This is a genomic window from Brevibacillus sp. NRRL NRS-603, from assembly GCF_003013445.1.
Taxonomy (GTDB): Bacteria; Bacillota; Bacilli; order Brevibacillales; family Brevibacillaceae; genus Brevibacillus; species Brevibacillus formosus.
This window is the reverse complement of the sequence record NZ_PXZN01000012.1, coordinates 568,230-588,746: the sequence shown is the minus strand read 5'-3', so window position 1 is coordinate 588,746 and position 20,517 is coordinate 568,230. Positions and strand designations below refer to the sequence as shown.

The window sequence follows — 20,517 nt, the reverse complement described above, 5'->3', positions numbered from 1 at the left end:
AGGAAGGAGAGTGCTCATGTCACTCGCCGAGATCCAACCGAGCAAGCATCCGAACCTGGATTGCATTGGCGCTTCTATCTTCACGGTTCTGAAATACCTGAACTATTCCGCTTTGGAAACAGCCTGGAAGCAGTGCGGTGCCATCTATCTAAAAACGGAGGATTCTCCTTATGGAGATGTAAACGGTCAATACATGAGAACAGTCGCTGAGCTATCGTGGATTCACAATATCTGCGTGGAAGGCCGGGCTGAGCCGGAGAACGACCTGTTTTTGGCAAATATACAAGAACGTTTGGAACGGGGGGTACCGACAATTGTCCTCTGCAATATGGCAGAGCTCCCGTACAACCCTTATTATCAGGACCTGCCTGAAATGCATAGCATCATTGTCACAGGAAGAGAAGATAACCAGCTTCTCATCGTCGATGATTACTACCGCTACAAAGGTCTGTTGCCCATCAAGCAATTTTTACAGGCGAGTAACTCCTCCTACCGGGATGCAGGCACAGGCGAATGGTATCCACTTCATAATCGATCATTTGAATTGGTACTCTCAGATTCCCTTCATCCGACGCCTGATCAGTTGCTGGAAGCAGTCAGGAGCAATCTTAGCGTACTAGAGGGTCGTTGCGACATAAGTCAAATCAAGCGGGAGTTGGATGTACCTGACGATGTCAGCGTTGAGGTGGGGCTGAAATCCCTCGATCCTTTTCTCAAAGACGTTGAGGCTTTTCTCGCGAGCGGAGTGGAGATTACAGACGATCATCTCGATATCCTTAACCACAGCTTGATCAGCATGGCACAAACACGGGCGATGTATGCCAACGTGCTGCAGGTGATCAGTGAGAAGTACGAAAACATTGCAGATCTTGCCGAGCTGTATCGCAGTATGGGCCACCAATGGAAAATAACGACCAATATGATTTTGAAGGCTTTTGACAGTAATCGCAGTGACATGGTTCATCGCGTTCTGCAAAAAATCAACAGCATAAAAACGCTGGAATTTGAGGCGGCGACAAAAACAAGAGATGTGCTGGAACGGGTTGGCGTTGTTGTGTAAGCATCTACCACATGGAGGGACTCAGATGGAAAAGGAAAACGAAGTATACGAGACGCTCCTACAGCTGTTTTCTGATTACGTGAACGAAAGCGGAGAACTTACGGAGTACATTGATTCATTGACCTTTATCAAGTCGGTCGTAAAGGTTGAAAAAGAGTTTGGCATTGAGTTCGATGATGACATGCTTCATTTGGAAAACTTTCAAGATATGAAAATGCTGGCTGGTTACATCCAGCAAAAAATGGATGCAAAATCTGCCTGATCGAAGAGCCAAGAAGGATACGGTCGATCGGACGAAGACGGGAAAAAACGGGAGAGAGGGCTCACCATGCTAACGAAAATGATGGCCATAAGTCACATGATTGGCAATACGCCTTTAATCAAACTTGAGCATGAGCACATCAATCTGTTTTGCAAGCTGGAGTACAACAACCTCATGGGAAGTGTAAAAGTGAGGCCTGCCTTTTACATACTACAGGAGGCGATCAAAAGAGGAGAGATTACGCAGGAAACGACCGTAATCGAGTCTTCTTCGGGAAATTTTGCTATTGCTTTGGCGACTTTATGCAAGCGAATCGGAATTAAATTTATTCCAGTCATTGACCCTAATATTAATCCTGTATATGAGAACTTGCTCAGGGCGTTTTCCCATGAGGTCGTAAAAGTAACGGACCGTGATGAGACAGGAGGATTCCTCCTAACGCGCATCCAAACGGTCAATCGTCTGCTTAATGAGACGCAGAGCTCGTTTTGGACGAACCAGTATGGAAATCCGGATAGCGCTCGAGCCCATTACTTCGGACTGGGAGCCGAGATCGCAGACAGCTTCGAGACATTGGACTATGCGTTCATCGGCGTTAGCTCTGGTGGTACGATTACTGGAATTTCGCAGCGATTGAAAGAACGATACCCGAACATAAAGATCATTGCTGTCGATACGGTAGGATCAGTGATTTTCGGACAAGAGCCACAAAAACGATACATCCCGGGAATTGGATCGAGCATGCGGCCTGACATACTCAAGGGGGCGCTCATCGATGAGGTCGTTCATGTTTCGGAGGAGGACACAGTCAAGGCTTGCTATCAGCTGTACGCAGAGCATGGCATTTTTGCTGGAGGATCCTCTGGGACTTCCTACTGGGCGATTAAAAACTATTTCAAAGATCAAAAACATGTAGTCAAGCCTAATGTCGTCTTTTTATGTCCTGACGGTGGTATGCCATATGTCAATACCATATACAACCAGGAATGGGTTCAGTGGTTGCATCAGCAAAAGCATTCTTTCGTTGGCAATTAAGCAGTGTCCAATAAATCTACTACGATAAGCAGGGTGGGCTGCACGATGTTATATCTAAATACGAGTGATATTGAAAAGGTCGGCAAGAATTGGAAGGAAACCATTGATGTCATTGAACATGCTGTGCATTCCTTACACAAGGAGGATTATGCACAGCCGATTAAACCTTACTTGCGATACCATGACATGTCAAACCGCATTATTGCCATGCCAGCATTTGTTGGCGGAGATACTTACATGGCGGGAATTAAGTGGATTGCCAGTTTCCCGAAAAACCTCCAAGAGGGTATCCAACGCGCGCATTCGATTACCATCCTGAACGAAGCCAGAACGGGTAAGCCTGTGGCAACGATTAATACAGCCCTGGTCAGCGGAATTCGAACTGCTTCTGTTTCCGGTCTTCTCCTCAAGCATTACGAACAAGTACGTCCCTTGCAAAATGTAACGGTCGGAATTATCGGATTTGGTCCGATTGGCAGACTTCATCTGCAAATGGTAACAGCCACGTTAGGAGAGAAAATCGACAAGGTGGTTCTCTATGACATTGCGGGTATCCAGCAGGAGCACATTCCGGCTGAGATAAAAGAGAAAACGGTTATCGCGCAAACGTGGGAAGAAGCATATTGCGAGGCAGATGTGTTCATTACGTGCACGGTATCACCGCATGGTTTTATTGACAAGCAGCCAAAACGTCATTCTTTGTTGTTAAATGTGTCGTTACGCGATTTTACACCAAAAATTCTCGACTATACCCGCTCCATTATCGTAGATGACTGGACTGAAGTATGCCGTGAGAACACGGACATCGAGATCATGCATCTAGAGAGAGGATTGCAAAAAGAAGATACCAAATCCATTACAGATATCGTCTGCCTTGACCAAATGAAAGAATTTCCACCAGATGAGCCCATCATGTTTAATCCTATGGGGATGGCGATTTTTGATATCGCCATTGCTGCCTACTATTACAAACAAGCACTCTCGCAGGGGATCGGAACTCACTTGCAAGACTAACTGGAGGTTACCATTTTGTACGATGTGCTGGCAAATCTAAAACTGGTAGAGTCATCTCGTATTTGTTTGCACGAGTCACATGAGAACAAGCGACTACACAAGACCAGACAGATCATTGAGGAGGAAGGGATTTTGCGCCATCCTCCGCTGGCGATTCTTATGCAAAACGGCCAGTATTTGATCATTGATGGTGCACATCGGACCTTTGCTCTTCAAGCGCTTGGGTGCAAACATATCCCCGTACAGGTAGTGGAACATGAGGATTTTCACTTGGATATGTGGGATCATATTGTGCCAGTCGCTGCATGGTTGCAGTCAGTGGAGCAGGATTCTGTGTTTCGGTGGGAAACAGAGCGCTTAGGCGAAACGCCTGTGGCAGAAATGAAGATAGGGAACAAGGAACGCTTCTATCTGTATCCAAATGAGAATCGGCAGGATGATGAGTGGCGAATGACGCTATGGCGTCAATTAGTGGACAGTTACAACTATAGCCATCCTGTGCATCGTCTGCCCACAGGGATGCTCGAATGGCCAGAGACAGGAGCAGCCTTGATACGGTTTCCGCCTATCAGTCTGGCGGAATTGGAGCGTATCGTATCGGAAGGGCATGTTTTGCCTGCGGGTGTTACCCGTTTTGAAATAGACGGGCGTTTATTAAACTTGTGTATTCCAATTAACCTATTGAAACAAGAGCAAATCGAGCAAGAACAGTGGGAGCGATTGGTTAAAAAATGGAGAGAAACCTTGCGCCTCTACTCGAAACCCGTGTATATGTGCGATGCGTAATAAGAAACCGTGGCGAGTTTGATTCGCCACGGTTTCTATCCAATCCCAATTACATCACGTACTGGTTGCGGTCTTTCCCACAGACGCAGTGCCTAAAAGGAGTGGATCATTCTGCAAAAGATCATAGATGAGTCGAGACGAAAACTAGCGTTCTTGCTGATGTGTCTGGTTCTCGCACTTTCCAGCAGTATGGCCGTGTACGCCGAAACGAACGATCAACAGGATACGGAAATCGCAAGGGAAATCGAGCACCTGGTCAATAAAACCATGGAGTCGGAAAAAATCCCGGGTGCAGCCGTTGTGGTTGTCAAAGAGGGGAAAACCATATACAAGCAATCGTTTGGTTTCTCTGACACCCAGAAGCAAGAGCCGGTTACTTCTGACACCTTGTTTGAAATCGGATCGAACTCCAAAGCATTTACAGCGCTAGCCGTTCACCAGCTTGTCGAGCAAAAACGACTTTCGCTGGACGACCCGGTTCAGAACTATATTCCGTGGTTTGGCGTTACCTATAAAGGACAACAGGAAACGATCCTGATTAAGCATTTGCTGTACCATACCAGCGGAATTCCGTTTGAAAGTATTGGCTCCATCCCTATTTCTTCCAGTGAAAAGGCGATCGAAGAAACAGTGCGAGCCATCAATCATACTGAACTGGTCCGCAAGCCGGGGACTGAGTATGAATATGCCACCATTAACTACGATATCCTGGGCAATGTCGTCGAGAAAATCACCGGAGAGACCTATGAGCAGTATGTACAGCAACAAGTCATTGCCAAATTGGGACTAACCCATACTTTTTTGAAGGCACAGGCACCCGTGGAGGAGATGGCAAGAGGGCACAAAATCGAGTTCTTTTCCCCACGTGTGTATGATGCTCCGGAATATCGGGGAAATACGCCAGCGGGTTATGTTGTTTCTAATATAAACGATATGGAACGATGGTTGCAGATTCAGCTGGGGGTGGAAGCATCTGCGTTACGTCCCGAGCTTGTGCGTGCTTCCCATCTTCCTGATCGTTCGGTAGCTCCTGCTTCAGACGGTTTCTCGTATGCGTCAGGCTGGATGATTTATCAGGATGGTGGAGGGCAAATTTCGCATGGTGGCAATAACCCTGCATTTTCTTCGTACATGGTATTTCGTCCAGAAGAAAAGCTGGGCGCCGTCGTTTTAACCAATATCAACTCGTTGAACGCATCTGTTATTGCAGAAGGGGCCGTCAATCTCGTACTAGAAAAAGAAGCCCCCGTAATCGTGTCTGACACCAATCTGCAAGCGGATCGACTGGCAAGCATTTCTCTCGTGATCCTTGGTATCCTTTTGTTGCTACTTGGTGGGGGAATCGTGCAGATTTTCGTGCAAGTCTATCGAGGTGAACGCAAACTCGCCGCGAATGCGGGGCGAATTTGTTTTGCTTCCTTTGTTGCATTTGTTGTCATGGGAAGTGTTTTGACTGCCGCCTTATACTATTTGCCGGATGTTTTTTTTATGGGCTTACCATGGCCGTTTATCGAGGTTTGGCTTCCGATCACCATTTTTTACGCCATGTACGCGTTGGTGGCAGGACTCGCTCTGTTTAATGTCTACATCACACTCATTCGCTTGTTCCCGAAATCACAAGAAACGTCCATGACGTCTATTGTCATACAGGGGCTCATCAGCGGATTTGGAAATGCGCTGATTATTTTTATGATTAATCTGGCGCTCACTTCTACGAACAAGTTTCATGCATCGATTTTCCTGTATTTTCTCCTGGGTATCTTGTTGTATATCGTCGGGGAGAAAATGATGCGTAGCCGACTGATTGTGATCACAAATGAAATCGTATACGAAAAAAGAATGGAACTGATCCGCAAAATTTTTCGGACCCCTTATCAAAAGTACGAGACACTCGATAACGGTGAAATATATGCGGGGTTGAATAACGATACGGAAACGATCAGTACGTTCGCCAATAGTGTCGTTGTGGCGTTGACGAGTGCGGTTACACTCTTGTTTTGCTTCATTTATCTGGGCTCGTTGGATCTATACGGATTCTTATTTTGTCTGGCTGTCATTTTTGTAGCTGTAGGCTTATATACGCTGGCAGGTCGCTTTGCAAATAAAGTATGGGAGGAAACCAGAGACATCCAAAATGTGTTTTTCTCCTATATTACCGATATGATCGGCGGCTTCAAGGAGCTATATCTGACGCAGGCGCAACGAAAAGAATTCGAAGCAGACATGGAAAGAAGCTGCTCTGACTATCGACATAAGAAATCAGCGGGCCAATTTAAATTTGTGAACGTGTACTTGATAGGGGAATTGCTTTTCGTTGTGGTAATCGGCACAGTTGCCTTTTTATTCCCGGTTCTTTTCCCTTCGCTTCAAAAAGAGATGCTGATTAGTTATGTGTTTGTCTTTCTGTATATGACAGGGCCCGTTCACGGTATTTTGAATGCAGTACCGGAGCTGATTCGCATCAAGATCAGCTGGCAGCGACTGAATGCGTTGCTTGATTCGTTATCAGTGGAGACGAGAAGAGAAGAGGAAAGCTTGACTGAGCGGAATGCGCAAGACTTTGAGACGTTTTCAACGGAACAAGTGCGTTTCCGATACAAAAACAAGGAGGGCGAAGAGTTTTCCGTGGGGCCGCTGGACTTCTCCTGCCGAAAAGGGGAAATCGTCTTCATTGTTGGCGGTAACGGCAGCGGGAAGTCAACATTTGCCAAGCTGATTACCGGATTGTACGAGCAGGATGAAGGCGAGTTTTTCATGAACGGCCAAAAAGTGAATGCTGATCAACGCTGCGAATTCTTCTCCGCGATCTTCAGTGATTTCTACTTGTTTGAGAAGATGTACGGAATCGATTACCAAGCAAAGAAAGAAGAAGTGAGCAAATATTTAGAGGTGCTGCGCATCGCTGACAAAGTAGAGGTGGATGAAACGGGAACGTTTAGCACGACGAAGCTGTCTACGGGTCAACGCAAGCGCCTTGCCTTAATGCTCAGTCTGGTAAGAGATCGGCCCATTTTCCTCTTTGACGAGTGGGCAGCGGACCAAGATCCAGAGTATCGACAATTCTTTTACGAATCCTTGCTGCCAGAAATGAAAAGACAGGGCAAATGTGTCATCGCGATCACACACGACGATCGTTACTTCCATCTTGCTGATCAAGTAGTGAAAATGGAGAGTGGGCGAATTATTTCGCAGCAAACACTTGCGCATGCTTGATGTCAAAGCAAGTAGAGAAGACCGAACGGGGAATGATGCCCGGGCGGTCTTTTCTTGCATGATTGGCACGGCTCCATTTGATTGGATACGCTAGACAAATAATTCAGACAGCTATATAATTGGAAGCAGTTGGAATGAAATACACGAACATCATGCGGGTGTAGTTCAATGGTAGAACTCCGGCTTCCCAAGCCTGCGGCGTGGGTTCGATTCCCATCACCCGCTCCATACGAGATGGTAGAAAAGCCTTTGATTACAAAGGCTTTTCTTGTTTTTGCAGAAAAACACGATTGGAAGCGAAACTTTTAAGTAGTTCGTGAGTATTTTCATATAGATAAACCCAAAGGAGGGTGTACGATGAAGGAGATGAATTACGGTCATTAACTTCCCAAAAAGGAGGTTAGTGATGAGTAGAAGTTATAAATGCTTGATAGAGTCGATTTTTCTTACTCTCGTTACTAAGTTTCCGAAGTAAGGTTGACGGTAGAATTTTACCCTCCTTGATTGACAGAACTACCTGTAAGAGATCTTTCCAATGGGTTTCAAGTAAATCCCAATCCACAGTATCACTGAATAGTGGATCTATGTGTTCGTATACGGTGTCTTCACTTGGCCTGAAAAATATGAGATCCTTCCAATTTCGAATTCTAGGCATTAGGCTGATCCCTAACAGGTACGCTAATGCGAAAACAGGAGTAGATTGTCCTTGGGTATCAGCGTGCAACGTATCAGGTTGGATGTGTGATTTGTTCTTTAGTAGGCCATCTATTATGTAGACAGCTTCCCATACTCCGCAGGGAATGAAGTGACTAAATAAAGCAATGTAGGTATCTGAAATATGATGATAAGCAATTCCGCCATACCCACCATAACGAATATGATATTCAGATAACAAATTTTCTTTGGCTGCATCGATCTTCTGGGCAGTTACATGTCGGCGGTTTACAAATGAGAGCATATGGGGTGTAACTAAACTTCAGGAAAATGTCCCATGCGTTCGCGCAGGTGTGAGTTATAACGTAAATTGAGACTGTTTATAAGATAGTTTGAGACTGTTTATCTCGGACATTCCGTCGCGGGCAGAGGAAACGGTCGGGGCCGAGATGGCAGCAAGCTGGCACCGGAATAGGAAATTTCCGGTGCCAGCTTGCTGGTGTTCTTAATGTGATGAAGAGCCAATGAGTTGCTCGGCAATGCTTTTGGAAAGAGTCAACGTATTAATTTCAGAAGGCATCGCATTGATATTAAGGGTTTGTACATAATCCCCGCCGCGAGTTCCACCTGCGAACGTTGCGAATCCTGGACAGTTGCCGCCATGCCCCCAAATCGTAATACCATTCGTCAGCTTTGTTCCAACGATCCCCAAGCCGTATTCACCTACTGGAGTTTCAACCCCAGTTAACATCTGATCTAAAGTAGCTGGTTTTAATAGCTTGCCACTAAGTATAGCACTGAAGAATGTATTCATATCATCCGCTGTGGAGATCATAGATCCCGCAGCATCTGCCCAAGAGGGATTCATTTCGGTTCTGTCTATGAATTGACCGTCGAGTACGAAGTATCCTCGTGCATGTTCACCTGGAATAAACGAGTAGTCGTCGGGTACATAAGTGCTCGTTAGGTTAAGGGGAGCTATGAAACGTTTCCTAATATGTTCCCCGTATGTTTCTCCAGTAGCCTTCTTAATAATCATCCCTGCCAGTACCGTATTCGTATTGGAATAAACCCATTTCTCTCCAGGCTTAGAGGTTGCCTTCATGTTCAGTCCAGTACGAACTAATTCGTCAGCAGTAAAGGAATGTAACGGGTTTGGGAGTAATTTATCGAGAATATCCTTGTGTTCTGAATAGTCAGGAATACCGCTTGTTTGGTTTAATAGTTGCCGAATCGTGATATGATCCCCTTCATATTCAGTACCCTTAACAACATCAGGCAGCCATTTTTCTATCGTGTCATCCAGGTTCAGTTTTTGTTCATCAACAAGCTGAAGAACGACCACTGCAGTAAACGTCTTTGTTAGACTACCGATCCGGAAAGTAAAGTTCGTCTTAACCGGGTCAGTACCGTAAATGCTTGCTTCACCGGAAGCATATGCCCATTTTGATCCTTTGTTTGAGGAAGCTACAATTATGCCCGGTATATTTGGATGGTTAGCAGCTTCATCGATAAGTTGCTTGGCTTTGGTCTGCGAATCTTGACTGTAAGTAGTAACGAGGGGATCCGCCTGCTTTGCAAAACCAGTTCCTTGTAATGGCAGTAATAGAGTCGCGGTAATCATTGTCGATACAGTGAGCATAGAAATTTTGTTCATTTCGTTTCTCCTTTTATTAAGGAATCGTATTATTCATTCATTTGTGATGGAGTGACCTTTTTGATATAGAAAAAAATGTCAAATGTCTTACCGAATGCAGCGTCTACAAACAAAGGTATAACCGGCCAAACTTATACTACATATTGTAGTAAGTGCCAGATTTGTTAATAATTTCTTGTTCATTTTTTTCCTCCCCAGGGTTATTGTTTGACATTCGTTGCGAAGCGATTTGTCTCCCCGAGTATTGCAAAGTAATTGTCATACTGCCAAGATGCCATTATGTCACCATGATGCGTTTTTACTGTCATATGACGGTTTATCGCCCGATTAGGACGGGATTATGATTGCAAAGTAATTGTCATACTGCCAAGATGCCATTATGTCACCATGATGCGTTTTACTGTCATATGACGGCTTATCGCCCGATTAGGACGGGATTATGATGGTATCATTAGAGAATGGAAGAAAATCACAGAAAGTTAATGGAGGATCAATTTTTAAGCCTTCTTTCCTACGTAGCTGAACAGGAACGAAAAAAAATAAGCAACGGCAGGCGGAAGGAATAGAAGTTGCCAAAAATAACGGAGTGAAATTCGGACGACGTAAGCACGAGATTAATGGAGAGTTCATTCAGTTGTATGGGGAATGGAAGTCCGGATCAATCACAGTCACCGAATGTATGAAGCGCCTTAACCTAAAATCCAATACCTTTTATCGACGTGTAAAGGAATATGAAAATCAGATAGATCTTATGAGGAGAGGAACACATGGCATCTATTGAACGTACTGCCTACCCGCGATTTAAAAGAAACCCTACTTCAAAAGAGCTCCATAAAGTATATACACCCACATCGGAAGAAATGCAGTTCGCTCATTCAGTAGCCAGTTGATCAGCCCCGGTTATGAGTCTACTGGTCATGATGAACCGCCAAATTTCCTTTCTAAATCACTATATCGACATCAAAGCGCGATCCGAGAATACTTGAAGGTAACTCCTTACGGAAAGCATGCGCTACGCACTGCCTCCAGCGCTATCTATAGAGCTGCCCAAGTAATGGACAATCCAGCCGATCTAATCAATGTAGGTATTGCGGAAATGATTAAAGAACGGTGTGAGCTAAAAGCTTTTAGTACCTTGGATCGTTTAGCACGTCGTATCCGCACAATGGTAAATCACCAGTTTTTCCATGTTGTATTGAATCGCCTCACTAGCGATGATAAAAACACCCTTGATCAACTACTGATGATTCCAGAAGACAACCATCACTCTCCCTATAACGATCTTAAAGATGTACCTAAAAGTCCAACAAAAACTCATTTTCAGGATTTACAGACAAGATTATCCTGGCTATCGACTCTAGGTGACGTCGAGCGATTATTAGAAGGAATCCCTCCTGCTAAAGTCAAGCATTTTGCTGCCGAAGCACGTGCATTAGACATTGCAGAAATAAAGGATTTTTCTCCGCCCAAGAGATACATCATTTTGTTAAGTATGATCTATCGGGCCCGAGTCACTACCCGTGATCATCTTGTTGATATGTTTTTAAAACGAGTAGCTTTGATTCATAAACGTGGCAAGGAAGATTTAGAGTTGCTGAGAGAGCAGCACCGGTCAAAGACGGAATACTTGATTTCAGTTTTTACAGAGGTGCTACAAGCATCCGGTGGAACTGAAAATGATGCACGATTGGGGAAACAAGTCAGAGAACTCTTAGTCATTCGTGGCGGAATTCAATCACTACTGGATGTATGTGATGCCGTTTCCCCCGATAACGGTAATAATTACTTGCCCCTGCTGTGGAAGTTTTGTCGACAAAACAGACATTGGCACGACGAATGTCGACCGAATGAAAGATTGCGTGAAAGAAACACATATTCGCTTGACGCGGGAAGAGTGGTATGATATCTATCGATCTGCCGGAAATGTGTTGCGATAGCTGCTTCCATTTACGAAAATACCTGATCGATCTTAGCTCTGTCATAATCTAAAATCCAATGCGAGTAGCTTTCATAGATCCCTCTGATTGTTTCAGGAGAAGTAGCTAATAAATCACAGCCTCGATCGTCATAGATGTGAAAGATGGTTTGTTTGCTCGTATTGATAAAGTAGACCCGATGACAAATACGTGGTTGTAATCCCATATCCTGACGGCAGATTGCTTTTATCATCGGAACAAATGCAAAGTCTGATGTCTTACACTTCAAGACGAATCGATGCGTTAGATAGGCTTCATTTTCATCGTCTTCTGGAAAAACATAAGGGATAGTATGTTGTTGCAGGTTATACAAAAGGGATTTGTTCTTCACATACTTGGAAAATACGTTCAATTTGCGCTTGAAAGCTCTACCGTCTCCAAAATCGTTTACATCCACTACGATATAGATGTCATCGGTAGGTGCATGTAAAGTCTTACATAAAGTAATCGCTCGCGTATAAACCCCCTGTAAATAGGGGCCATTTTCATAAACGTTATGGTAATTGTAGTCCACACCCAGCTCAAAACGAATTCCGATATCCCAGCTATAAAACAAAGGTGGTCTAAGCATTAACGTTGGAAATGTATGATGTAAATACTCTTGTAGCGTCATCAAAGCACCTCGCTCTACTCGAATGGATTTATCCTATTCCTGTAAAAATTCTTTTTGTTTCCACTCTTTGTATAAAGTAAGGTCGCTGCTCACTTGTCGAAACACCAATCCAATGATTGTCGCGTCATCTAATAAACCAGCAACAGGAATAAAATCTGTGATGGCGTCTATGGGTGAAACAAAGTACAAAATCCCGCCAATTATCATTAAAATGGATTTGACGGGGATTGTTCGATATTTTCCACTCGTCCAATCACCGAAAATTTGAAAGAGTAGCTGTAAATTCTCCCAAACATCTCCGATCGCTTTTTTATCTGCTTTTTTCATTGCTTTTTTTAGGAGATTAGATGCTTTTTCTTTATCGTTCAGATATTCAGAGGCTTTTGATTCATAATTTTTAAGAAATCTCTTTTCATGAATAGCCATAGTACCTCCTATGTTTCGCCGAAGCCAAAAAGGGTAAGGAAACGCTCATTTTTGGCTTCGGTGTTATTAAGTAAACTACTTGTACATCCCTAGAGAACGAGGAGCCGTATAGGCACAGTACCATCTACATTTTCGCTACAGCGAGAGCTTATCATTTATTTTGCTCGTCGAAAAGTAGCGATTAAGACGTACGAATCCATCCAAAGTAATTACACCAAGATGATTTTTCCCGTACGATGACGGCTCTCCGCAAATTGCACCGCCTCTTTTACCTCATGCAGGGCAAATTTCGCTCCAGGCTCTGCTAAAAGGAGCTTCCCACTCTGAACGAGATCGATAACTTTCTCAAACGTTTCGTGCCAGGTAGACACGGAAACTCGTTGATTCCAGTGGCGCAATAAAAACAGTTGAGGGAGAACGCCAAGCTCTTTCGAGATAATCGACCAATCCACTTGAACTCCCGATAAAAGACCTAACGACAAGAAAATCCCGCCGGCACATGTAGACTTCGCCAGCTCTAAACCATCTGGCCCGCCAATGGAATCAATAGACGCATGAGCACCTTGTCCGTTCGTGACACTCATGATGGACTCATAAATAGACACATGCGAACTGTCGATGACATGCCAAGCCCCGAGTTGCATCAGCTCCCCGGTATATCTTGCGTTTCGGACGATGGCAATCACCCGAAAACCGAAAAGAGCGGATAGCTGAATGAACAAGCGGCCAATGGCTGAGTTGGCTGCATTGACTAACAAAACCTGTTGAGAAGACAGTTGAAGAGTCTCATTGCAGATGACCCAGGCAGTGATTGGGTTGATGTACAACTGACAGGCAATATCATCTGGAATGGGATCGGGAACCACAATGGCTAGTTCAGCTGTCGTTTTTACGTATTCTTGCCACGTACCCTCACCGCGCAAAGGCAGAACACGCTTCCCGATAAGAGAGCGGGGAGCAAAAGGACCTGTGTCAATTACGGTACCAACCCCTTCATACCCAGGAATGGCGGGGAGGTTGATACGATGCTTGTAAGCACCACGAATCGGGATGACGTCAGAAGGATTAATTGGACGTGCGCTCATTTTTACCAAAATTTCATCCAGCTTCAGAGGTTCAATCAGCCGTTGTTCAACCTTCAATACTTCACGGGGTTCTCCAAATTGATCGTAACGTACTGTTTGTGCATACATGGTTGTGCACTCCTAACTATGTCAACCATAACTGGCGAAGGAACGTTCTCCGTCATTGTATATGGAATCGGAATGTCTTTATCTTAGGTATAAAAAATAAACCCCGTCAATCAAAACGAGAATTTGGTATGCAGCTACAAAAAAGAACTGATACGCGATAGAAGCGCTTTTCAAAATTATAACAACGTTTCTATGAGGAAACAATTTGACATAAAAAGCGATCGATAAAAGAAAAAAGAGCGCATCTGCGCTCTTTCGGATCATGATTTTGCTCGTGGTGCACTTTCAAAACCTACATTTTTATGCGTGCCATCACAGAACGGTTTTTTCTCGGATTGACCGCATCGACAGAGTGAAAAAGATGAACCGACATCATACTTGTCACCTGCTCCATCCAGCAACTCAACTGCACCGGTAACACGAATTGATCCATTGTCGTTAATCTTGATGGTTACTTTTTCTTGATCCACATGACATCCCTCCTTTTTTACTATCTTTACCTACTATGATTTCGGGCAGAAGGGTATGTGATAAATAATTGCTGCTCTACATGGGAAGAGCTTTCCGAAGCGATCGTGAACTGGCTGGCAGAGCATGGTGAATTCGTGCTAAAATCAGGACAAGGTACCGTCATTTTTAGCAGGGAAAGGGTTTTGTCTCAAGACGATTTCGATGGATGACTTAGAGCAATCCTGCTGGGAATGCGAAGGCAAGGGAGCGATTCTTACCGCACAAGGTCAGACCCTCCTATACTTTATAAAAAAGCACTTGTAAACGAGCGAGCTCGAAGAAAAAGCGGGAGGCCGTCAGATCCTCACCTGGTTACGGGTAGGAACTGGCGGCCTTTTGAGCGAGCCATAAGATTAAGTCGAGGTGGCTTGATTCGGCTGTTTTTTGCTACCACTCTGGCGACCGATCAGTAAGAAAACAAGGAGTAAGACAAATGGAATCGCTACAGTAGTCGTATCTCCGTGTATAAGAAGAGTGATTGTAGCACCAAGCATGATCACTGCGAGCGTAAAGGCGGCGTAACGCGTATACTTTTTTATCAGTAAGCCCAATCCGCCGAGCACTTCGCCTAAACCGATCACAACTTGGAACCAATAGGGAAACCCGAATGCTTGGAAAGCGATTGTGGTCTCTGGATGTCCAATCAGCTTATCAATACCAGCTGAAAGAAACATCAAGCACAACCCTACGATCAATACCCATTTTGCAAAAATACGCAGACCTATCATACTGAAATCCTCCAATCGTTTCGTTGATGGATTCAGTATAAGCCGCCCATTATGACATCTTTTGTCATATAGCAATGACTGAACGATCTGTAAAGGATCGTGTATTTGTGTGACGCAAGCTATATTTTAACTATCTGAACGATGGTTTGAAACCAAAAACTGATGTGAGAACAAGAGATAGTCGGGAGGATTAACATTGAAGGTTTTAGTAGTAGAAGATGACAAGACCATTGCAGATGGTTTGCACTATTCGCTTTCCAGTGAGGGTTATGAAGTCGTTCTTTGTGAAGGAAAACATACGGCCATTGAAACAATCAAGCAACAACGTTTTGACATTTTTTTACTGGATCTGACTTTGCCAGATGGTAATGGCTATGAGATTTGCGAGTATATAAAAGAAAATCAGAATGCACCTGTCATCTTTTTGACGGCGTGTGATGATGAAATCAATGTGGTTCGGGGGTTAGATATGGGAGCAGACGACTATATCACAAAGCCGTTTCGTATCCGGGAGCTGATTAGCCGAATGAAGTCATCCCTTAGGCACTACCAAAAAGAACCCAACCTGACTGACAAAGTGAAGATTGGAAATGTTGTCGTACATACAAAACTGGCTAAAGTGTACAAAGGAAACGAGGAAGTGATGCTGACTGCTTTAGAATACCGTTTGCTGTTGGCATTCATAAATAGCAGAGGGCAAGTTTTGTCCAGAAATCAGTTGTTAGAGGGCATTTGGGATTTAGATGGTAACTTTATCAATGACAATACCCTTTCGGTCTACATTAAGCGGCTTCGAGAAAAGTTGGAGGAGGATAGCCAGAATCCCAAAGTGATAGAAACCGTACGCGGACTTGGCTATCGAATGAGTGGAAGCCATGCTTAAAAACAAAGAAATCCGGAAGTTATGTATGTTCAGTGTGGTTATATCCACCATTGGGATTACTATTCTTTGGATAATCGATTGGAAAGCAGGGATTGTGGCGCTTGCCATGGTATTTCTGCTCCTTTCCTGTTTTTTCTTGTTTACCCGCAAACGTTATCAGGACATCAGTAGGCTCGCTTATTATTTGGCTTCTGTGTATTCAGGCCAACCCACGATGGATATTCGGGATAACGTTGAGGGTGAGTTGAGCATTCTGAAAAATGATATTTATAAAGTGACATTAACGTTGTCCGAGCAGTCTACTCTCCTGAAAAAGGACAAACAATACTTGGCAGAAACGCTTTCGAACATCTCCCATCAACTAAAAACGCCACTTGCCTCCATGTTTGTCATGGCTGATTTGTTAAACAATCCTAGTCTGCCAAAAGACAAGAGGGAGGAGTTCTTGGGCAAGATTATCAATCAGTTGAAGCGTATTGAATGGCTCGTGACCTCCTTGCTCAAGCTGTCCAAAATCGATGTACAGAGCGTTATTTTCAAGAAGGAATTGGTATCTGTCAAAAAAATGATAAACAAGGCATTAGAACCACTCCTTGTCCCTATGGAATTAAAAAATCAGGAGCTTTCTTTCTCTTGTAAAGAAGATCTTCTCGTGTATGCGGATGCAAACTGGACGGTTGAAGCGATTTTGAATGTGATTAAAAACGGGATAGAGCATACACCAGTTGGAGGACGTATTGCTATTTCATGTGAGGAAACACCATTGTATACACAGATTGTCATTACCGACAGTGGCGAGGGGATTAGTCCAGAAGATGCTCCACATATTTTTGAACGATTTTACAAAGGGAAGAATGCAGGAGTGGATAGTATTGGAATAGGGCTAGCGATGTCTAAAACAATCTTGCAAAGTCAAAACGCCGATGTGTTTATGGAAAGCCAAAGTGGTGTAGGCACAACATTCAAAATCAAATTTTACAAGCAAATCATTTAGATGACAAAATTGTAAGAATGAATGTCACCGACGAGACATGTTTGGCAGCTATTCTAAACGTACTAACTTATCTGGGAGGATCATGATGGAGATTTTGCGAGTAGAGAACCTGTCAAAGACGTACGGTGACGGCGAAACAGCTGTTACTGCATTGAACGATATCTCATTTTCCGTACAAAAAGGGGAGTTTGTGGCGATTATTGGACCTTCTGGTTCAGGTAAGTCTACCCTTTTGCATATTCTTGGGGGAGTTGATACGCCCACATCCGGTAAAGTGATCGTTGACCAGACTGATATGTACGCGATGGATGAAACTGCATTGGCCATCTTCAGACGCAGACAGATTGGGCTTATCTATCAATTTTACAATCTGATCCCTGTCCTTACTGTGGAGGAAAATATTACCTTGCCATTGCTGTTGGACGGTAGAGAAGTAAATCAAGATATCTTTTCCGGTATCGTAGAGACTCTAGGCCTTCAACAGCGATTAAAGCATCTGCCAAACCAGCTTTCTGGAGGACAGCAGCAGCGTGCGTCCATTGGCCGTGCCTTGATTAGCAGTCCCGCCATTGTATTGGCTGACGAGCCTACCGGGAATCTAGACAGCAAAAACAGTGCTGAGATTGTGAAGCTCTTGAAAAAACTACACAAAGAACGGCATCAAACTCTGATTGTTATTACACATGACGAAAACATTGCCTTGCAAGCGGACCGTATTATTGGCATTCAGGATGGCCGGATTTCTAGAGATGAGGTGATCCGGCGATGAATATCGTAAATCAGCTTACTCTACGTTATATGAAAAAGAATAAAAGCCGTACCCTTGTTACAATCATTGGGGTTGTCATCTCTGTGGCAATGCTTACAGCAGTATTTTCGATTAGTAGCTCTTTCATGGATATGATGCAGAGAAACGCGATTGCCTACGCTGGTAAATGGCAGGCAGCTTTTCTCGATGTTGCAGGAGAAGATGTTGCGGCTATTACAAATTCAGAAGCAATTGAAAGATACGACATTGACCAGAAACTCGGATACGCACGACTTTCTAACTCTCCAAACAGCGTGCGGCCTTATTTGTATATTACTGGACACAGTAATCATGATGTAATAGGGGTGAGCTTAATTGATGGGCGTTTGCCTCAGAATGAAAAAGAACTCGCACTTTCCTCGCAGTTTATTCAAACCGCCGGGGTAAGCTGGAAGGTTGGAGATGTAGTTACATTAAATTTTGGTAACCGTAGCTTGAATATAGATGGTGAGAGCGAGACATTGGGCACCGATTATGTCTATCAATCAAAGGAAGTCTTTACGCCTACAAAGACAAAAACATACACGATTACCGGGATTGTTCAAGCACCAGCTAAAGAGCAGGAAGCGATGGCTGCATACCGTGCATTTAGTGGTCTTTCCGAGGGGGATTTAGAGGAGGGCTTTCCCTACACGGTAAGTGTTGAATATAAGGATTTTAAAGGTTTAGGAAATAACATTTATGAAACGAGTAACACGATTGCTAGTAAGGTAAGCGGAGTAAAGGATCAAGTTAAATCGAACGGAGTAAAAGTCAAGTACAACCGGGATCTTTTGCTCTATTCCGGGATTTCGAATGATTCCCACTTTCTTAACACCATGTATCTGGCAGTCTTATCCGTTGGAATTATCATTCTGATTGGATCTGTCTCACTAATCTACAACGCATTTGCGATCTCACTTTCAGAGCGTAGTCGCACTTTAGGAATGTTATCTAGCATAGGGGCAACCAAACAGCAAAAAAGGGCTTCTGTATTTTTTGAAGCTGCTGTGATCGGGGTCATAGCTATTCCAGCTGGGTTGTTTTTTGGGTCCATTGGCATCGGTGTTACTCTCCATTTGCTCAGCCCATTCATTCAAAAAATGTTTGTCGTTAGTGAACCGATGCGATTGGTGATAGAGCCGTACAGTATGATTGCTGTCATTTTGTTTTCCATTTTGACATTGCTCATTTCTGCATGGTTTCCGGCAGTGAGGGCATCGGGAATTACCCCGATAACTGCGATCCGCCAGACAAAGGATATCGAAATAAAAGGAAAAGATGTTCGTACATCTAAAATGATCCGGAAGTTGTTTGGATTTGAAGCTGAACTAGGATTAAAAAATCTGAAAAGGAATAAACACCACTATCGCTCAACTGTCTTTTCTCTTGCGATCAGTGTAATCCTGTACCTAGCAGCTTCTTCCTTTTCGTTGTATATGGATAAGTCCTATAATATGGCACAAGCACCGCTACCCTATGATCTGTCCGTATACGCAAGGGGAGCCGATCTGGAAAGGGTAAGGTCATTAACGAATGAATTGATGTCTGTCCAAAACGCAACAACAAAGGTGAAGACCCAACATATCGGTGCTGGCCTATTACTCAACGAAAACGAGGTTACCACAGACATCTCCAGTCGCCATACCCTTGATTCAGAAGGGAAATACTTCATGACTGCAAACATTGTTTCTCTTGATGAGGCCTCTTTTGCAGCGTACCTGCAATTCGTGGGGATTGATGCAAAGAAATGGAAAGGTGACGAGATTTCTGCAATACTTGTCAATCGGTTCACCTTGAAAGAAGAACATAATTTTACAGATATCACTCAACTAACAGTCCAAGAGGGATCAGAAATACCTCTCACGAACACTCTGATTGAAGGAGCTAAAGTCCGAATTGCTTCTATCACGGATAAACGTCCACCGTTTATGCTACGCTACCAAGAAGATGCTCTTTCGGTGACATTTGTTGTTTCTGAACGAGACTTTGATAAGCTGCGAGAACGCGGTAACGAGGAGTTGTCTGAGCAAATTTTCAGTGAGGTTCAATTTACAACAGAGCAGTCTGCGGCATTGGAAAATGAAATAAATCCGATTATGAACAGATATCCAGATCTACATGTCTATACGACCAATCTGATTGAGGAGCGTCAGGATTCAATGAATCGCGCCACAGTCATATCCGTATTCCTTTATGGGTTTGTGGTTCTTATCGGACTCATTTGTATGGCAAATATCATCAACACGATTTCGACAGGGATGGCCTTGAGAAAACGTGAGTTTGCGATGCTGGCTTCCATTGGCATGACGCCAAAGGGCATGAAGAAAATGCTACGCTTCGAAGGATTTTTTTATGGAATGAAGTCGCTTATTTACGGTTTACCCATTAGTTTATGTGTGATGTTTTTCATCTACAAGAGCCTTAGCCGTAATTTTGAATTTGCTTTTTCGTTGCCTTGGGCGGATATTTTCATTGCAGGGATAGGTGTGTTTTTTATTGTGGGTACATCCATCCTCTATGCGACTAGAAAACATAAAGAACAGAATATCGTTGAATCGCTGAAGAACGAAAATATTTAATATAGAGGGTCTGTGAGCACATAATCAACCGGTTACATCAAAGGGTGTAACCGGCTATTTTTATGACGAAAGCTCCTTAGCGTAGAAAAAATTCGTTATTGGGAGATCGACGGCGAGCCCTCGGAAAAAAGGTACAACCTGCTT

At 43.9% G+C, this 20,517-nt stretch carries 18 protein-coding genes, 1 tRNA gene and 2 pseudogenes; 14 read left to right on the top strand and 7 right to left on the bottom strand.

The features are described 5' to 3' along the window. Positions 1-16 precede the first annotated feature (16 nt). The 7 genes from C7R94_RS09965 to C7R94_RS09935 all read left to right on the top strand — a co-directional run bounded on the left by C7R94_RS09965 (position 17) and on the right by C7R94_RS09935 (position 7,598). A complete protein-coding gene (locus C7R94_RS09965; protein WP_106780551.1) occupies positions 17-1,060 on the top strand; it encodes a BtrH N-terminal domain-containing protein in 1,044 nt (347 codons plus the stop codon). Positions 1,061-1,085: 25 nt separating this feature from the next. Further along, entirely contained in the window at positions 1,086-1,322 is a 237-nt protein-coding gene (locus C7R94_RS09960; RefSeq protein WP_106780548.1) for a phosphopantetheine-binding protein, read from the top strand. Positions 1,323-1,388: 66 nt separating this feature from the next. Then, a complete protein-coding gene (sbnA, locus tag C7R94_RS09955; RefSeq protein ID WP_106780546.1) occupies positions 1,389-2,357 on the top strand; it encodes a 2,3-diaminopropionate biosynthesis protein SbnA in 969 nt (322 codons plus the stop codon). Positions 2,358-2,402: 45 nt separating this feature from the next. Continuing rightward, positions 2,403-3,371 carry a 2,3-diaminopropionate biosynthesis protein SbnB gene (sbnB, locus tag C7R94_RS09950; protein WP_106780544.1) on the top strand — a complete coding sequence of 323 codons (969 nt, stop codon included), beginning with the start codon at positions 2,403-2,405 and terminating at the stop codon, positions 3,369-3,371. Between the two features lie 24 nt (positions 3,372-3,395). Beyond that, positions 3,396-4,157 carry a ParB N-terminal domain-containing protein gene (locus C7R94_RS09945; RefSeq protein ID WP_233220530.1) on the top strand — a complete coding sequence of 254 codons (762 nt, stop codon included), beginning with the start codon at positions 3,396-3,398 and terminating at the stop codon, positions 4,155-4,157. Positions 4,158-4,310: 153 nt separating this feature from the next. After that, complete coding sequence (gene edeA / locus C7R94_RS09940) at positions 4,311-7,370, top strand: cyclic peptide edeine export ABC transporter EdeA (protein WP_199197929.1); 3,060 nt, start codon at positions 4,311-4,313, stop codon at positions 7,368-7,370. 154 nt (positions 7,371-7,524) lie between these two features. Then, positions 7,525-7,598, top strand: a tRNA-Gly gene (locus C7R94_RS09935). Between the two features lie 193 nt (positions 7,599-7,791). Here C7R94_RS09935 and C7R94_RS09930 read toward each other — a convergent pair. Further along, a pseudogene (locus C7R94_RS09930) lies at positions 7,792-8,340 on the bottom strand (Tn3 family transposase); the annotation flags it as partial. Between the two features lie 189 nt (positions 8,341-8,529). Then, a complete protein-coding gene (locus tag C7R94_RS09925; RefSeq protein WP_106780538.1) occupies positions 8,530-9,681 on the bottom strand; it encodes a serine hydrolase domain-containing protein in 1,152 nt (383 codons plus the stop codon). Between the two features lie 423 nt (positions 9,682-10,104). Here C7R94_RS09925 and C7R94_RS30570 point away from each other — a divergent pair. Continuing rightward, a pseudogene (locus C7R94_RS30570) lies at positions 10,105-10,462 on the top strand (recombinase family protein); the annotation flags it as partial. 105 nt (positions 10,463-10,567) lie between these two features. Beyond that, positions 10,568-11,584 (top strand): DUF4158 domain-containing protein, encoded by a 1,017-nt coding sequence (locus C7R94_RS30970; RefSeq protein WP_158264664.1) that lies wholly within the window; start codon positions 10,568-10,570, stop codon positions 11,582-11,584. A gap of 44 nt (positions 11,585-11,628) precedes the next feature. Here C7R94_RS30970 and C7R94_RS09905 read toward each other — a convergent pair whose 3' ends face one another. The 4 genes from C7R94_RS09905 to C7R94_RS09885 all read right to left on the bottom strand — a co-directional run bounded on the left by C7R94_RS09905 (position 11,629) and on the right by C7R94_RS09885 (position 14,359). After that, entirely contained in the window at positions 11,629-12,270 is a 642-nt protein-coding gene (locus C7R94_RS09905; RefSeq protein WP_106780532.1) for a DUF3885 domain-containing protein, read from the bottom strand. 33 nt (positions 12,271-12,303) lie between these two features. Continuing rightward, complete coding sequence (locus C7R94_RS09900) at positions 12,304-12,696, bottom strand: YkvA family protein (protein ID WP_047067445.1); 393 nt, start codon at positions 12,694-12,696, stop codon at positions 12,304-12,306. A 209-nt stretch (positions 12,697-12,905) separates the two neighbouring features. Then, positions 12,906-13,889 carry a zinc-dependent alcohol dehydrogenase family protein gene (locus C7R94_RS09895; RefSeq protein WP_106780530.1) on the bottom strand — a complete coding sequence of 328 codons (984 nt, stop codon included), beginning with the start codon at positions 13,887-13,889 and terminating at the stop codon, positions 12,906-12,908. 260 nt (positions 13,890-14,149) lie between these two features. Then, a complete protein-coding gene (locus C7R94_RS09885; RefSeq protein ID WP_106780524.1) occupies positions 14,150-14,359 on the bottom strand; it encodes a CDGSH iron-sulfur domain-containing protein in 210 nt (69 codons plus the stop codon). Positions 14,360-14,561: 202 nt separating this feature from the next. On the opposite strand from C7R94_RS09885, the gene C7R94_RS09880 reads away from it, so the two are divergent. Beyond that, positions 14,562-14,663: a hypothetical protein gene (locus tag C7R94_RS09880; protein ID WP_106780522.1), complete on the top strand. Its 102-nt coding sequence runs from the start codon at positions 14,562-14,564 to the stop codon at positions 14,661-14,663. Between the two features lie 89 nt (positions 14,664-14,752). Here C7R94_RS09880 and C7R94_RS09875 read toward each other — a convergent pair whose 3' ends face one another. Further along, the gene (locus C7R94_RS09875; RefSeq protein ID WP_106780519.1) at positions 14,753-15,127 is read right to left on the bottom strand and encodes a DoxX family protein; all 375 of its coding nucleotides are present in this window, start codon (positions 15,125-15,127) and stop codon (positions 14,753-14,755) included. Positions 15,128-15,323: 196 nt separating this feature from the next. On the opposite strand from C7R94_RS09875, the gene C7R94_RS09870 reads away from it, so the two are divergent. The 4 genes from C7R94_RS09870 (at position 15,324) to C7R94_RS09855 (ending at position 20,373) form a co-directional block, all read left to right on the top strand. Beyond that, the gene (locus tag C7R94_RS09870; RefSeq protein ID WP_106780516.1) at positions 15,324-16,010 is read left to right on the top strand and encodes a response regulator transcription factor; all 687 of its coding nucleotides are present in this window, start codon (positions 15,324-15,326) and stop codon (positions 16,008-16,010) included. After that, positions 16,003-17,004 (top strand): sensor histidine kinase, encoded by a 1,002-nt coding sequence (locus C7R94_RS09865; RefSeq protein ID WP_106780515.1) that lies wholly within the window; start codon positions 16,003-16,005, stop codon positions 17,002-17,004. Before C7R94_RS09870 ends, C7R94_RS09865 begins: the two co-directional genes overlap by 8 nt. Before the next feature lie 85 nt (positions 17,005-17,089). Next, a complete protein-coding gene (locus C7R94_RS09860; protein WP_106780512.1) occupies positions 17,090-17,773 on the top strand; it encodes an ABC transporter ATP-binding protein in 684 nt (227 codons plus the stop codon). Next, positions 17,770-20,373, top strand: coding sequence for an ABC transporter permease (locus C7R94_RS09855; protein ID WP_106780510.1), 2,604 nt, complete (start codon positions 17,770-17,772; stop codon positions 20,371-20,373). Before C7R94_RS09860 ends, C7R94_RS09855 begins: the two co-directional genes overlap by 4 nt. The last annotated feature ends 144 nt before the right edge of the window (positions 20,374-20,517 follow it).